General features: G+C 44.5%; 15 protein-coding genes. 7 read left to right on the top strand and 8 right to left on the bottom strand.

What is annotated here, in order from left to right; translation table 11 throughout:
- The first annotated feature begins 227 nt into the window (after positions 1 to 227).
- Complete coding sequence (locus tag WFH18_RS07275) at positions 228 to 1,463, top strand: magnesium transporter CorA family protein (protein ID WP_148334809.1); 1,236 nt, start codon at positions 228 to 230, stop codon at positions 1,461 to 1,463.
- Between the two features lie 114 nt (positions 1,464 to 1,577).
- Here the strand turns inward: WFH18_RS07275 and WFH18_RS07280 are convergent, their stop codons facing one another.
- The 6 genes from WFH18_RS07280 to WFH18_RS07305 all read right to left on the bottom strand — a co-directional run bounded on the left by WFH18_RS07280 (position 1,578) and on the right by WFH18_RS07305 (position 8,600).
- On the bottom strand, positions 1,578 to 1,835 hold the full coding sequence (locus tag WFH18_RS07280; RefSeq protein ID WP_004278574.1) for a YdcH family protein: 258 nt from the start codon (positions 1,833 to 1,835) through the stop codon (positions 1,578 to 1,580).
- An 89-nt stretch (positions 1,836 to 1,924) separates the two neighbouring features.
- A complete protein-coding gene (locus WFH18_RS07285) occupies positions 1,925 to 2,254 on the bottom strand; it encodes a chaperone modulator CbpM (RefSeq protein ID WP_004278573.1) in 330 nt (109 codons plus the stop codon).
- A gap of 484 nt (positions 2,255 to 2,738) precedes the next feature.
- Positions 2,739 to 3,200 (bottom strand): DUF2147 domain-containing protein, encoded by a 462-nt coding sequence (locus tag WFH18_RS07290; RefSeq protein ID WP_148334810.1) that lies wholly within the window; start codon positions 3,198 to 3,200, stop codon positions 2,739 to 2,741.
- Positions 3,201 to 3,522: 322 nt separating this feature from the next.
- Positions 3,523 to 4,398 carry an Hsp33 family molecular chaperone HslO gene (hslO, locus tag WFH18_RS07295; protein WP_004278571.1) on the bottom strand — a complete coding sequence of 292 codons (876 nt, stop codon included), beginning with the start codon at positions 4,396 to 4,398 and terminating at the stop codon, positions 3,523 to 3,525.
- 50 nt (positions 4,399 to 4,448) lie between these two features.
- Positions 4,449 to 6,302, bottom strand: coding sequence for a cation:proton antiporter domain-containing protein (locus WFH18_RS07300; RefSeq protein WP_005102909.1), 1,854 nt, complete (start codon positions 6,300 to 6,302; stop codon positions 4,449 to 4,451).
- Between the two features lie 75 nt (positions 6,303 to 6,377).
- The gene (locus WFH18_RS07305; RefSeq protein ID WP_148334811.1) at positions 6,378 to 8,600 is read right to left on the bottom strand and encodes a primosomal protein N'; all 2,223 of its coding nucleotides are present in this window, start codon (positions 8,598 to 8,600) and stop codon (positions 6,378 to 6,380) included.
- A 150-nt stretch (positions 8,601 to 8,750) separates the two neighbouring features.
- Between WFH18_RS07305 and gspF the strand changes: the two genes are divergently transcribed.
- The 4 genes from gspF (at position 8,751) to WFH18_RS07325 (ending at position 11,826) form a co-directional block, all read left to right on the top strand.
- Positions 8,751 to 9,956: a type II secretion system inner membrane protein GspF gene (gene gspF, locus WFH18_RS07310; RefSeq protein ID WP_004278568.1), complete on the top strand. Its 1,206-nt coding sequence runs from the start codon at positions 8,751 to 8,753 to the stop codon at positions 9,954 to 9,956.
- Between the two features lie 79 nt (positions 9,957 to 10,035).
- Positions 10,036 to 10,470 (top strand): type II secretion system major pseudopilin GspG, encoded by a 435-nt coding sequence (gspG, locus tag WFH18_RS07315; RefSeq protein ID WP_148334812.1) that lies wholly within the window; start codon positions 10,036 to 10,038, stop codon positions 10,468 to 10,470.
- A gap of 13 nt (positions 10,471 to 10,483) precedes the next feature.
- Positions 10,484 to 11,206, top strand: a complete 723-nt coding sequence (gene gspG / locus WFH18_RS18525; protein ID WP_420920862.1) for a type II secretion system major pseudopilin GspG — start codon at positions 10,484 to 10,486, stop codon at positions 11,204 to 11,206.
- Positions 11,207 to 11,490: 284 nt separating this feature from the next.
- Positions 11,491 to 11,826, top strand: coding sequence for a hypothetical protein (locus WFH18_RS07325; protein ID WP_148334813.1), 336 nt, complete (start codon positions 11,491 to 11,493; stop codon positions 11,824 to 11,826).
- 154 nt (positions 11,827 to 11,980) lie between these two features.
- On the opposite strand, the gene lnt is transcribed toward WFH18_RS07325, so the two are convergent.
- The gene (gene lnt, locus WFH18_RS07330) at positions 11,981 to 13,540 is read right to left on the bottom strand and encodes an apolipoprotein N-acyltransferase (RefSeq protein ID WP_148334814.1); all 1,560 of its coding nucleotides are present in this window, start codon (positions 13,538 to 13,540) and stop codon (positions 11,981 to 11,983) included.
- The gene (locus WFH18_RS07335) at positions 13,537 to 14,376 is read right to left on the bottom strand and encodes an HlyC/CorC family transporter (protein ID WP_004278564.1); all 840 of its coding nucleotides are present in this window, start codon (positions 14,374 to 14,376) and stop codon (positions 13,537 to 13,539) included. The genes lnt and WFH18_RS07335 overlap by 4 nt, the downstream gene beginning before the upstream one ends.
- Before the next feature lie 201 nt (positions 14,377 to 14,577).
- On the opposite strand from WFH18_RS07335, the gene tusA reads away from it, so the two are divergent.
- The gene (tusA, locus tag WFH18_RS07340; RefSeq protein WP_004278563.1) at positions 14,578 to 14,835 is read left to right on the top strand and encodes a sulfurtransferase TusA; all 258 of its coding nucleotides are present in this window, start codon (positions 14,578 to 14,580) and stop codon (positions 14,833 to 14,835) included.
- A 103-nt stretch (positions 14,836 to 14,938) separates the two neighbouring features.
- Positions 14,939 to 15,142, top strand: a complete 204-nt coding sequence (locus WFH18_RS07345) for a hypothetical protein (RefSeq protein WP_148334815.1) — start codon at positions 14,939 to 14,941, stop codon at positions 15,140 to 15,142.
- Positions 15,143 to 15,192: the final 50 nt, after the last annotated feature.

Raw genomic sequence — 15,192 nt, forward strand, 5'->3', positions numbered from 1 at the left:
AACTCATGTGAATAACAACAAAAAAGCCCTGAGATTGGTCAAAGTGTTTACTTTGGCTGGCTCAGGGCTTTTTTTATGCCTTCAATAAGATTCTGCTACGCAAATAAAGACTGATTGGATTGCTTAAGTCTTCGGCTCGGCTCATAATTTTAAGACGGATAGATGGGGAAGGCCTAGCTCTATCCTGCAACAACAAAAAGCAGAATTGTGAATAGAGAATTGTCTTAATGCAGGTTTATTATTTTTACCAACATCCGACCGAACATCATATTTTTGTACAAAAAGAGCCTATTGCTCAAGCCGAACCTGAATTTATCTGGATCGACTATACCCGGGCAGATGTGGTTAATCGGGCTGAGACTTGGCAAAAAGAAATAGAACAGCAGACCCATTTATACCTAAACGAATTGCATGTAAACGATATTCTTAATTTAGAACATCCTTGTGTATTTGATAGCATGGATGACTATGAGTTGCTTATTTTTCGCAAGCTGATTACCCCGGATGATGACATCGAGAGCGGTGAGCAGGCGCTGGAACAGCATGAAAAAGTATTTGGTCTGGCGACTACTCCGATTAGTTTTATCATGACTCCTCAAGTGCTGATTACAGTACGTGAGCAAGGCAATAAAGCAATAAAAAATTATATTTCCCGTATTGAAACCCATGTGATCCGTTCCACTCAGGAACAAAATAAGTCACGAAAACTCCCGATGACCCCGCTGGATTTATCGTTACGTTTGCTGAATAGCATGGTGGATGGTTATTTGGATTTACGTGTGCCTTTAACCCGACGGGTTGAATTCTGGCAACAGGAGTTATTACAGGGGCATCGCCGCTTTACTAAATGGAACCAGTTATTGCAAGAAAGCATATCTTTTCAACAAGTGGAAAATCTCTGTGAAGAGCAAATTGATACCTTGCAAGAACTGCGAGATGAAATTATCGATAATTATCCACACTTGAAAGGCAAGAAGAAGTCGGAACGGCAGGATATTATGCTGGTCCGAATGAATGACCTGGTCAGCCATGTAGAGCGCATCCAAAAACACACTGTTCGTTTGCGTGCCTCGATTCAGGCGGCGATCGACCTGCATTTTTCAGCAATCACCAATCAGACCAATGAAAATATGCGCATCTTGGCGATAATTACCGCTATTTTTGCACCGCTGACCTTATTGACCGGGATTTACGGGATGAACTTTGAATTTATTCCGGGGGCGAAATCTCCTGTCGGGTTCTGGAGTATGTTAATGATCATGTTCATTAGCACGGTATTGCTGGTGTATTATTTCTATCGCAGACATCTGGTCGGCCGAGGGGAGCGCAGTGTGATTGATCTACTGGCACAACAGCATAAGAATCAACACGTGAATCTGTTCTGGTTCCTGGACTATGAGCCGATTAAGCAATCAGTGAAAGAGACCATGAAAGAAGTTGAAAAGCTGACCAAATTAAAATAGAGCTACCTTTATCAATCGATATTTATAAAAGTTGTCCTATTTTTCAAGCACACGTAGATCAGTGGACTTCAATTTTAGATTAGCTCTGTAGAAATCAACACTCTGTTCTGCTGATCACTCAACTTGAGCTGTTCGAGTCAGTATTTTATAGATTTCATCTTTTAATTTCAGTTTTTTACGCTTGATCGCCTCAATATCATTGTTGATATGATTGACTGGATCAAGTTCAAGCTGGCTGATTTCTTTGTCCAGCTCATTATGTTCCTCGAATAACTTGGCAAAATAGGGATTTTCCTCGCGAAGTTGCACAATCAAGTCGCGGTATTCGGGAAACATGTATTTGATTTTCTTATTGCAATCTTTGGTTTTCATAGGGATTCTTATACTCTAATCATAAAATTAAATATAAATATGTTCTGATCTGCACTTGAAAATGCAGATCGACAGAACATGAAAAGGATTTACTTGAAGTGCAAGTGTTTGACCTCGCGGCGTAACTCCTGCACCTCATCAATGAGGTCGAGCATCATAGCAACGGCGCTAAATGAGGCATCAAAATCACGTTGCAGGCGATAGGCGCGTTGTGCACGCGAGATATCTTCGCCGAGGAAAGTGCTGGTCGGGGTTGTGGAACGATTGGGTAAAATTCCATGTTCAATTAACTGCATGACCCATTCGGGGCTTTGTCCACATGCTTCTGCAAAGTGGATCAAGTCAAATGAACGATCGTCCATAATTTCTGAGGGGGTATAACCGTGGGAAAAACTTTCTTGGTACTGAATCGTAGTCATGGGTCTACTCCTTAAACAGCCAAGTGTGCAAAATCCGGAGAGTGGGAAGGTGCTAAAATAGAACGCTTTCCAACCCTTGGACCTGCAGACTCAGAGTGATGACTCAAATGATCATGAGTGAAGAGTCGGGATGTGCTGGTAGTTGATGAATCAGTCGGTCTGACCGGATCTTTATCAGCAGGATGCGAGGCAAAGAAGGTTAAAGCTGAAGTGGTTTTTATAATTTTATGTGTTATCGACAAAGCGTATTCAATCACTTTCCTGTGTTGAATAGAGGGTGCCATATCAGGGCTGCAAAGCAGACCAAAGGGCAAAATTGAACGAGGCTGAAGATTGATCATCATAAATGGATAAAAAATAACCGTCTTCGATCCATTATTATGACTTTACTTGCCCCAAAACAGTTTTTATTTGTACCTTATTGTTTCAAATCATGACAAAGAAAAAAGCCCCTGATATAGGGGCTTTGAAAATCTTTCTGAAATTAATATTTTACCCAGGTTACACTGCGGCCAATTACCGATACCCCCACATAACCACGCAAGGTCAGACGTTTACCATTAGCACTTAAGCGTGCTTTACCTTTGTAAACTTTGCCACTGATCGGATCAAGCACTTTGCCATCATGGTATTCACGTGGCTTTTTCGGATCTGCCTTAAAATCCCAGATAAATGGCAGGCCTAGAAAAGGCTTGTTCTTGAGCTGACCTGGACATTTATGACAGATCCCCATTTTTTCTGCGCCAGGCAAGCTGCGTGTTTCGACAATTACCCCTTCATAACTACCATCTGCTTTCTTGCGAATTTCCACATCCGCACGAGAATAGCCCGATTGATCATCGATGGTTTTCCATTTACCCAATAATGGATCTTCATAGGCAAAGGCCAAGCTAGAAACTGCGATTAAACTCATCCCCATTACTAGAGTATTCAATAATTTTCTCATAAAATACCTGTTAAATTGATGATGTATTCATTTTAGAATTATTGCTCTAATCTATTTTAAAAGCATAATTAAATCAAGAGTATAAACTGTGCAGTTTTTCTCATAATTTTTTGAAAATGATGAATATTTAGGTTTTGTTAATGTGAATAATCTTATAATTTAACTGGAATTTTTGGATTGGATTTACAGGAGAGTTTGACTCAGGGGGTAGACAGGTTTTCTACTGTAGGAGAATACGCTCTGTTGAACTCAGTCCCATAGGTTTTAAAATATAAAAAAAAGCATTCCTAGGAATGCTTTTAAACTTAAGGATTAGAACTGCTTAGCTCAGGTGTTTACCAAATAGACCCAAGGCTTCTTCAGCGGTAAAAGTATATTGGCTATTACAGAACTGACAGTCCATCTCGATCGGATTCTGGAATTCCAGCGTTTCACGGATCGACTCTATGCCGATTTGCTGTAAAGCGACTGCACAACGCTCTTTAGAGCAGGTACAACCAAACTTCAACACTTCCGTATCTGGCAGACGCACTTCTTCTTCGTTATATAAACGGTACAGAATATCAGTGGCTTGCAAACCGACTAACTCTTCAGTTTTTAGAGTCTCTGTGAGCATGGTCAGACGTGGCCATAGGTCTTCATCTACCCGGCGTTGTTCTTCTTCACTATTACGTGGTAATAACTGAATCAGTAAACCACCTGCACGCTGATGGTCACTTGCCAGTACAATACGCGTCGGAATCTGTGCAGACAGGTCATAATACTGCATCAGACAGCCCGCCAGATTTTCTTTATCAAGGGGTACAATCCCCTGATAACGCTCACCAAATTCTGGTTCGATATTGATGAATAGAACCGGAGAGGTGAGTGATTTCAACACTGTACTACTGTCTTCACCGACCAGAAAGTGCGGATCTTCTTCATAGTCAGCCAGAGCGCGAACTTCACCCAAATGGTTACATTCAGCCATAGCCCATTTAAATGTGCCCGATGCCTGAATTTGCAGGCTGATACGCCCTTTAATCTTCAATGTGCTGGCCAGCAGTGCAGTGGCACTAAGCATTTCACCTAGCAGGATTTTAACTGCAGGCGCATAGTCACGTTGCGCTAAAATGGTTTGTAAAGCTTCTTCAAGATGCACCACTTCACCACGAACAGGGCTATCTTCAATAAAAAAGCGTTGGCGTAAATCAGACATAAAATTCTCCATAACCCTGCTTTAATGGTGTCATTATTGTAAAACACAAGTTAGGACAGTTCATCTCTTAACGTATCAATTCCTGCGCCGTTTGTATCCTGTTGCTGCGGTGTAGCCTGTTTTTGCACTTTATGGCGTTGATCCTGGGTAAACAGATGCTCCAGTTCAGCCAAACTGCTGCGCTGATTTTCATAATTTGGATGTTCATCCGGATCCAGATGATATTGACTATTGAGCAACTTTTCATCCTGTTCACGGAAGTTTTGAATCTGTTGCAGGCTTTCTTCCGGGTCAGGATTGAGCTGGGTTAATAAGGCTTGACTGAGTTCCAAGGCGGAAAGATAAGTTTCACGCCAGATATGTTTCACGCCCAAATCCTGCAATAAATGTACATGATGTCGATCACGGGCGCGGACCCATAAACAGGTTTCAGGATAATTCAGCCGCAGATGCCGCACGATCAGCATCGAGTCTTCAATATCATCAATGGCGACAATGACCTGTTGCGCCGTGGCAACCCCTGCCTGCATCAAGGCTGCCGGTTCTGTCGCATCTGCCTGATAGAAAGGGATGTCGTACTGCGCCAGAAGCTCAGTGGCTGGCACAGTGCTGTCCATGACACTAAAGGCGTGTTGCTGTTGCAGTAGAATCCGGGCGATGATTTGTCCGAAGCGACCAAAGCCAATCAGCAGGATTGGTGTATGGGCTTGAGGATTAATATCAGTTTCAAAAGTCGCTGCCAGATGATTGTGGCGATCCAGACGCGGTAAGATCTGACTGTGCAATAACCAATAAAATGCGGGGGTCAGCAGCAAGGAAAAACTCACCATCCACAGCAAGGGAGAGAGCAGATCAGCCGCAATAATCTGGTCGGAAACCGCAATCACCAGTGCCAGTAAAGCAAATTCGCCACCTTGTGCCAGACTGGCTGCTAACAAGGTGCTATTGCGCCAGCTATTTTGATGATAACGCGCCAATGCCAGGTTGATTGCAAACTTGCCCAAGATTAAAATGAGGGTGCCACCGAGAATCATCCAAGGGAAATTGAGCAGATCAGCTAAGTGCAGTGACATGCCTAGACTGATAAATGCCAAGCCCATCAACAGGCCCTGAAAAGGCCGAATCGTACTTTCTACCGCAGGCCTGAAATCTGAATCTGCCAATAAAATGCCGGCAAATAAGGCACCGAGAAATAGATTCAGTCCGAGGGTATTCATCAGCACCAATAATGCCAAGGTCACCGCAATCGCTACAATCGCATGCAGTTCGTGACTGCCACTTTTAGCAATCCAGCGATACAACGGCTGCATCAGGTAACGATTACACAGAAACAGACCACTCAACGTTGCGATGATCGCAGCAAAATAGGCCACGCCATGTTCAGTGGAGCGAATCCCGGCAAATAATGGAATGGCTGCAATCACCAGAATGGCCAACAGAGCATGAATCAGCAGAATCGAATAGGCTTGCTGACCATAGCTGGTGGCGAACTGTTCCTGATGATTGAGATGTTGAATCACCAAAGTCAGGGCGGACAAACTGCCGGCGAGTCCAATTACAATGCTGGCGAGTAGGCTTTGCTGAAGGAAAACCCAGGCCATGAGCGTGAAAATCAGGGTGCTGATTAGTACCTGTAAAGCAGCCATCATCCACAGGGAGGGATTAATCTGCACAATGCGTTGTGGTCTGAGTTGCAGGCCGATCCAGAACATCAGTGCCATCAGGCTGACTTGCATGAAACTACTCATGACTTCGGGTGTCTGAATCAGGTGCAAAAGGCTTGGACTTAAGATGATCCCTGTTAACAGATAGCCCAGCACACTTGGCAATCTGAGCCTTTTACTCAGTGGCACTATCAACAGTGCAATAACCAGAACCAGTGTTATTTGTAACAGTATCGACATTTTCCTGCCCTAAATTTATTCTTGATCCAGACTTGCAGTTTCGTATTCCAGATCGATCCTCAGGCGCAATATCTTTTAGCTCAGTTCCTGAGGGTCGATGTCCAGCGTGAGCTTCATGCTAGAAGGTTTGTCCTGCAGCATGTTTTGCCACCAGCTACGCACATAGTAATGCAAACGTGGACGATCCGCTGACAATAGCACCATATGCGACTGATAGCGTCCGGCCTTACGTTCCATTGGCGCAGGAATTGGTCCCCAGATGTCCAGCGCCAGATCAGGATATTGCCTGAGGAGTGCTGCATGTTTCTGTAAGAATTCGGTATTTTGTGCCTGATCCTTGGATTCACAGCGAATCAGGATGGCATAACGGTAGGGCGGCATTCTGGCCATCTGCCGTTCTTTTAAGGTCTGCTGGGCAAATACGCGATAATTTTCATTCACTAAGGTGTTCAGCAGGGCATGATCAGGTCTGAGGGTCTGCAGATAAACATCGCCTTTATGTTCACCACGTCCGGCACGGCCAGCCACTTGCACGATCAGTTGCGCAGTCCGTTCAGTAGCACGGAAGTCCACACTCAGCAGACCGGAATCAATATCCAGAATCGCCACCAGCGTCACATAAGGAAAATGATGCCCCTTGGCCAGCATCTGGGTGCCGAGTAGAATCGCCGGTTCGCTTTTCTGAATCTTGTCATAGATTTTTTGCCAGCTGCCGACCCGACTGGTGGAATCGCGATCGACCCGAATCACCTCAAAATCCGGAAAGAGCTCATTCAGATGCTCTTCGACTTTGCCGGTGCCCATACCCAGTGTAATCAGTTCCTGATGCTGACATTGTGGGCAGTGTTCCGGCATACGGTGAATAGTACCGCAGTGATGGCAATGTAGATGCTGATAAGGCTGGCGGTGTACAGTGAAGTTGGCATCACAGTGCGGACATTTCGCCTGCCAGCCACAGCTGCCACACAGCAGGACGGGGGCATAGCCACGGCGGTTTAAAAAAATCAGCACCTGTTCTTTTTTCTCCAGGCGCTTTTTGATGTCCTGAATCAATTGCAGGCTAATCCCATGCTTTTTTTGCGCAACTTTTAAATCCAGAATATGGATTTTGGGCATCAAGGCCGTGCCGGCACGCTGGTTCAGCTCCAGTGCCTGCATCTTGCCATGTTGCACCAGCGCATAACTGTCAATGCTTGGTGTGGCTGACCCTAAGATTACCGGACATTGCTGTAAATGGCCGCGGTACAGGGCGACATCGCGGGCATGATAGCGGAAGCCTTCCTGCTGTTTAAAGGACAGGTCATGTTCTTCATCCAGAATGATCAGGCCCAGATTCGGCATCGGGGTATAAATGGCAGAACGTGTACCGAGTACGATTGAGGCTTTGCCGGTTTCTGCCGACTGCCAGGCTTGTAGCCGTTTGGAATCATTCAGCCCGGAATGCAGCAACGCAATATGGCAATGAAAACGGGACTGAAAACGGCTGATGGTTTGCGGCGTCAGGCCGATTTCCGGCACCAGCACCAGCACCTGTTTGCCCTGTTTCAGTACCTGTTCCATGATCTGCAAATACACTTCAGTTTTACCGCTGCCGGTCAGACCATCCAGTAAAAAAGCTTGATATTGATTGCGATATTTTAATACCTGTTCGACTGCATGTTTTTGTTCAGGATTGGCAGTAAGCGGCATTTGTGCCAGCTGCATCGGCTGCGGATTGAAATCTTGTGGCTCCAGCACACAGGCGCAAATCTCTTTTTTCTCCAGCGCTTTTAAGGTCGCGGTTTCAATCCCGGCCATGTTCAGCACATTTTCAGTGGTCCCGACCGGATGCAGTTTTAAAATCCGGTAAGCTTCCTGCTGCTTGTCCGAACGGCGTACTTTGGCCTCGGCATCAGGGTCCAGGAATTTCCAGGTACGGGCCAGCAGGTTATAAGGCTTACCCTGACGCAACAGAGTCGGCAGGGCACTGTGGACGACTTCACCGATCGGAAACTGGTAATACTGCGCTGACCATGTCAACAAACTTAAAACTTTGGCATCTATAATGGCGCGTTCATCGAGCAGTTCGGTTACTGCCTTAAGCTTAAAGCGTGGGTCGAGAGGAGTGTCTGCAGGCAGTTTTTCGATAATCACCCCGACCAGATTCTGCCGACCAAACGATACCAGTACACGTGCGCCAATCTGCGCCTGTTCAAATTGTTCTGCACTCATTGTGTAATCAAAACAATCAAATACATGTACAGGTACAGCAACGCGTACGCGATAAAGTAGACTGGAATCGGTGTGAGAATTTTGCATATCTTGGGGTGGAGATCCTGAAGAAATTTCGTCGTGCTTAAAGTTCGATTATGTTAGAGTGAGCAGATAATTTATATCAAAGAATATGAATGATTTCGGTGGTCTGACGCAACAGCGTTAAGCAAAATTTTGGAAAATTAGAGCATTACAATGCCTGCATATCAGTTTATTGCGCTTGATGCTTCAGGAAAGCAGCAAAAAGGCGTGCTGGAGGGGGATTCTGCACGTCAGATCCGGCAACAATTACGGGATAAAGCACTTATTCCGGTCTCTGTTGATCCTGTCGAAAAAAAAGACCAGCAGCATCGTCGAAAATGGTTTGAAAAAAGCATCACCGCCTACGATCTGGCCCTCATGACCCGGCAGCTATCTGTGCTGGTCGCTGCCGCGATTCCGCTGGAAGAAGCCATCCGCGCTGTCGGCAAGCAAAGCGAAAAAGTGCATGTACAAAACCTGCTGATGTCGGTTCGCTCCAAGGTACTAGAAGGGCATAGTCTGGCGCAGGGTTTGCAGCAATCCGGACGTTTTCCTGAACTGTATATTGCTACGATTGCGGCCGGTGAGCGTTCCGGACATCTGGACCTGATTCTGGATCAGTTGGCTGACTATACCGAAAACCGGTTTGCCATGCAGAAAAAAATTCAGGGTGCAATGGTCTATCCGATTATCCTGATGCTGATGTCCTTTGCGATCGTGATGGGGCTGATGACCTATGTGGTGCCGGATATCGTCAAGACTTTTGATCAGAGTAAAGACGCCTTACCGTGGATTACCGTGGCCTTGATGAAAGCCAGTGATTTTATCCGCATTGCTTGGCCATTTTTATTGATTGGTGGTGCTTTGGGGATTTTCCTGTTGGTCCGGTTTTTAAGAACCACCGCCGGGCATTATGCCTTTGACCGTCTGACCTTAAAATTACCTTTATTCGGCAAATTGTCACGCGGGATTAATGCCGCACGTTTTGCCAGTACCTTATCCATTTTGACCCAGTCTGGCGTGCCGCTGGTCGATGCACTGCGCATTGGTGCTGCAGTCAGTAACAACTGGGTGATCCGTGATGCTGTCAATCTGGCAGCGGAAAAAGTCACTGAAGGTGGCAACCTGGCGACCCAACTGGAACGCAGTGGTTATTTCCCCCCGATGATGGTACAAATGATCAAAAGTGGTGAAGCATCCGGTGAACTGGACCGTATGCTGGAACGTGCTTCACAGATGCAGGATCGCGAAGTGACCACCCTGATTTCAACTTTACTGGCCTTGTTGGAACCTTTAATGCTGGTACTGATGGCCAGTATCGTTCTGGTGATTGTGATTGCGGTCATGCTGCCAATTGTGAATATGAATAATATGATTTAAACAGAAACCGCTTAGAATTTTGCTGTGATCAAGATTCAAGTGGAAATTCTGAATGATGCAAATAAATGAGAGAGATTGAATGAAAAGGAATCAATTAAATAAACAGACGGGCTTTACGTTAATCGAAGTCATGGTGGTGATTGTTATTCTTGGTGTGCTTGCTGCGCTGATCGTTCCGAACGTGATGGGACGCGGTGAAAAGGCCAAAGTCGATACCACGGTGATCAAGTTGCAAAGCATTGCCGGTTTATTGGATCAATACAAGCTGGACAACGGCAAATATCCAAGTATGCAGGAAGGTGGACTGGAAGCACTGATTAAACAGCCTGCGACAGCAAAGAACTGGGTACCGGGTGGCTATGTCAAAGGTGGTTTTCCAAAAGACAGTTGGGATAAGGAGCTGCAATATGTGATTCCGGGTAGCGATGGTCGCAGCTTTGATCTGTATTCATTTGGTGCAGATGGTGAATCGGGTGGCGAAGGAACCGATGCCGATATTTACTATCAACCATAAAGTTGTAAGTTAAATGTTGAGTTCTTCGGATAACCTCAGTCGATTAGCATATGCGGCAAGAGTTGGCTTAATCAGTATAATTTTTAATTTATGCGTAATAGTTATAGTAAAAATTTTAGATTTTTCAAATTTTTATATAGTTTTTATTATATATATTGTTAGCTTCTTGCTCATTTTACCTGTCTCGCTTAAGCGTTTACATCATATCAACATCTCAAGAGGGTGGGGGATAGTTATCTTTTTACCTATAGTAAATTTACTATTCATGCTATTCCTTTATTTTAAACAAGGCACATTAATAGTTCGTGAAAATAAAATTTGGGAAAAGATTTTAGGAAGTTTAACTATTTTTATGCATATATGTATCACAACAAGTATTTTAATAGCACCTTTTGTTCCAAACTTGATGGGACGTGGTGAAAAGGCCAAAGTAGATACTACAGTGATCAAGTTGCAGAGCATTGCAGGTTCACTGGATCAATACAAGCTGGACAATGGCAAGTATCCAAGTATGCAGGAAGGCGGACTGGATGCCTTGGTCAATCAGCCAGCGACTGCAAAAAACTGGGTGTCGGGTGGCTATGTCAAAGGCGGTTTTCCAAAAGACAGCTGGGATAATGAACTGCAATATGTGATTCCGGGTACCGATGGTCGCAACTTCGATCTGTATTCATTTGGTGCAGATGGTCAATCGGGTGGTGAAGGAACAGATGCCGATATTTATTATCAGCCTTAATTGAGAATCATTATAAATTCTCGATAGATGGCATATATCACTTCACTGAATAGGCTATTTCAATACGAAGTGAAGTGATAATAACTCTTAATTATCAAATATAATGTAAGTTAATGATATTTATGATAATGAAATAATAAAAACGATATGCGAGTTATAATAAGAATTATTCCCATATTTATCTATTACAATTCTCGTAAAATATGAATAAACATACACTTTCTATTTATTTAAAAAAGCTCATAATGATCTGAATGGCACTTGACTCGCCAACGGAGAAGCACATGAAAGCATTTATCTTGGGAGATGAAATCAATCAATTTCATTGGTCGATGCTGAAATCTGTTCTTCTGGTTTTAAGCATGCTGCCGATCAGTCAGGGAATCGTCCATTTATGGCAGAGCACCGAAGGCAGCAGCCAGATTATGGTGGCCTTTTTTGCTATCAGCTTGATGAGCAGTTTATTGGCCCTATGTTTCTGGTCCGCATTAAACGCGAGTGTAGTTCGCATTCAAGCCGAACAAGGTTCAGTATTTGAGCAGACACTGGTTAAGCTCTATCGTCATGTGCCGATGCTGTCTCTTGCCAGCATGTTGTGTTATCTGGCTATACAATTTTAAGCTTTAAAGAGATGAAAAAACCGAGGCTGTGACCTCGGTTTTTTATTGCCTTGAATGTTCCTCTCTTTCGTAAAGGGAGCTTAGGAGGGATTGATAAGATACTATATTCAGAAATCCCCCTAAATCCCTTTTTGTAAAAAGGGACTTGAAGAAATTATCTTCTCGACTTAAAGCTGACATCCACTTTGCGTGGACGGAAGCGCCATCCCATAAGCAAAAGCAGAACCGAGAAGATCATGACCGGCCAATCGCTGAGTTTCATATACAGCGTTTCGCCCTGCATGGCTGGCAGTTCGCCACGTAATACGGCTTCCTGATCCATCGGGGCTTTTTTCACAATATGACCATTATGGTCAATAAAGGCGGTCACACCGGTATTGGTCGCCCGAATAAACCAGCGGCCATTTTCTTTAGCACGCATTTGTACCATCTGCAGATGCTGTAATGGTCCTGCCGTGCCGGTAAACCAGGCATCATTAGACACGGTCACCAGAAAATCACTTTGGCTGGCATTGCGACGGGTCAAATTCGGGTAGGCCACTTCATAACAAATTGCAGAACCCAATGGATGATTTTTCACATTCAATGGTTTTTGATGATCTGCGCCCCGGGTAAAACCACTCATGGAAGGATCATTTTGCAGACCTGGCAAGACCCAGCTCAGCCAGCCTGATAAGGGGATATATTCACCAAAGGGAACCAGTCGTTGCTTCTTGTATAGCCCATCAGATTCATTTCCGCTGGCCATAATGCTATTGTAATATTTTGGATAGCCTGCAGCCTGTGATTCTGCTAAATCCCAATATGGAATGCCGGTTACCCATGCAGTGCCTGATTTTTCAGCTTGTACTTTCATGGCCTCCAGAAAGGCTTCAATATCAGTCTGGAACATGGGAATCGAAGATTCCGGCCAGACGATCAGATCACGGCCCCATTCGGTTCTACTCAAATTGGCATAAATCAATAAGGTCTTCACCTGATATTCAGTTAGCCATTTCAAGTCTTGCGGAATATTGCCCTGAATCAGGGAAACCGTTAAAGGCTTTTGATTTTTTTGCTCAACAAACGTCAGCTGTGCTGCGCCCCAGGCACCGAGTAATAAAACTGCCGAAGGAATAGCCCAGAACAGGCGTCTATTCAGGATCTCAACCAGCGCACAGGCCAGAATGATCACCACGAAAGATACCCCAAACACCCCGAATAATGGCGCATAAGCATCTAGGTAGCGTTCGGTAAAGGCATAACCAGCAAACAGCCATGGGAATCCGGTAAAGACCCAGGTCTTGGACCATTCAAACAGCACCCAGAGCGGGGCAAAGGTTAAAGGTGTTTCCGGGAAAAAGCGGCGATAGACAAACGTTTGAACGGCACTAAACAGACCCATCACTAGCGCCATAATCAGGATCATCACGACGCTGAGAAATGCACTGGTATCGCCATAGACATGAATTGAGGTATACAGCCAGAATGCGCCGACAAACCACAAGCCAATCCCATAAGCCCAGCCAATGCCAAAGGCCTGTTTTGCGCTACGTCCGCGCAGGCAAGCATAGAGCAGTGCTGGAGACAGAATCGCCAGCCACCAGTAATGATAAGGGGCTAGTGCCAAACTAAAGATAGCACCTGCAAATAAGGCAATTAAAACAGGATAGATTAGCGGCAAAGGTTTTTGCTGTTGAGACGAACTCAACAGCTTATCGAAATACGCTCTCATTGGCGCACGGCTCGAATTAGATGAATAGAGCGTGAATCCGCCTCAAGAATGGTAAATTGCCAGTTTTCCAGTTCAATGGTTTGACCTTCAAGGTCACTCACCAGACCAATTTCCTGTAATAACAAACCGCCCATGGTTTCCACTTCGTCATCAGGGAAAGTCGCATCCAGCATATTATTGAAATACTCAATCGGAGTCAGGGCTTGGACTACCCAGGTATTGGCGGTAGTCGGGTCGTTATCCGGAACAATGTAGTATGCTTCTTCATCAGCATTGTCATGTTCATCTTCAATTTCACCGACAATTTCTTCCAGAATATCTTCCAGGGTCACCAGACCCGAAGTCGTACCGTATTCATCAATCACCACTGCAATATGCGTCTGGGTATTCTTTAACATGCGCAGAACCTGATCGGAGCGGGCACTTTCCGGAACAAACAAAGGCTGACGCATAAGCGCGCGAATATCGACTTTGGCCGTCGGTTCAGTTAGAAAAGGCAATAAATCCTTTGCCAACAGAATGCCGACTACATTATCGGTCTGATCGGAAGAAAATACCGGAAAACGTGAATGCGCAGATTCGACCAGCACATGCAGGATATCCAGCAGTTGGTCATCTTCCTGTAAGCTGATCATGGACGTGCGAGGCGTCATGACTTCACGAATTTTGGTTGCCGGGAGGTCAAGAACGCCCTCAAGCATGGCAACAGTATCGGGTTCTAAAAATCGACGTGAATCTTGTACTAATTTTAGCAGTTCGTCGCGAGTTTCGGGTGCAGTTCCCAGCCATTTGCGTAAGCCGCGCATACCCCACGACGGGCCTGATTCCTCGTGCATGATTTTTCCTGAAGACTCTTAATATCTAAAAAAACATGGTTTTATCATACCGCAGAAAATACGCTTGTCTATTGTAAATATGATGCAGAGTCTTGATCATACGAGTCAGGCCTAATTTTGGAACTGGCCACGTATGCAAAGCAGCAATGTAATCGCAGCTTTATGCTAAAATATGGCGGTCTTTCCATCCTGAGTCTATCGATGTCCCCAACTGAAATTATTCCAAGTCTGCAATTGAATACCCGAGGTTTACGTTGTCCTGAGCCAGTGATGATGTTGCATCAGGCGATCCGTAAATCTAAGGCAGGTGATGTGGTTGAGGTGTTTGCCACGGATAATTCAACGTCGTGGGATATTCCAAAATTCTGTATGCATTTGGGGCATGAGTTGCTATTGCAGGAAGAACGTCTGGATGAAAATGGTAATAAAGAATTTCATTATTTAGTGAAGAAAGGCTAATAAATGAAAAAAATGCATAACTTTAAAGTTATGCATCTTAGTTTAATTAAAAAAATAAAGTATGGTAAATGCTATAATTTTGAAAAGTTGAAAATTATTAATAATGGAAAAATTAAAATACTTAATAGGAATATTTTTCCTTTTACTTGTTAATGTTACTGCCCGAGCTGAAGAAGTTTATGCAGTATCTGAGAATATTCGAGATTTAGATAATATAGAAAATCGTATTTTTAGAGATATAGATTTAATAGATCTCTTGCGAAAGTCGTTATTGCAAGTTCATCCGGTTTACCAGTGCAGCGATTAAGTTAATGCGTAAACCGAATCTTTTCCGTCTATTTCGATAGCGTTCACTTA

Source organism: Acinetobacter sp. USHLN143, from assembly GCF_037145695.1.
Taxonomy (GTDB): Bacteria; Pseudomonadota; Gammaproteobacteria; order Pseudomonadales; family Moraxellaceae; genus Acinetobacter; species Acinetobacter fasciculus.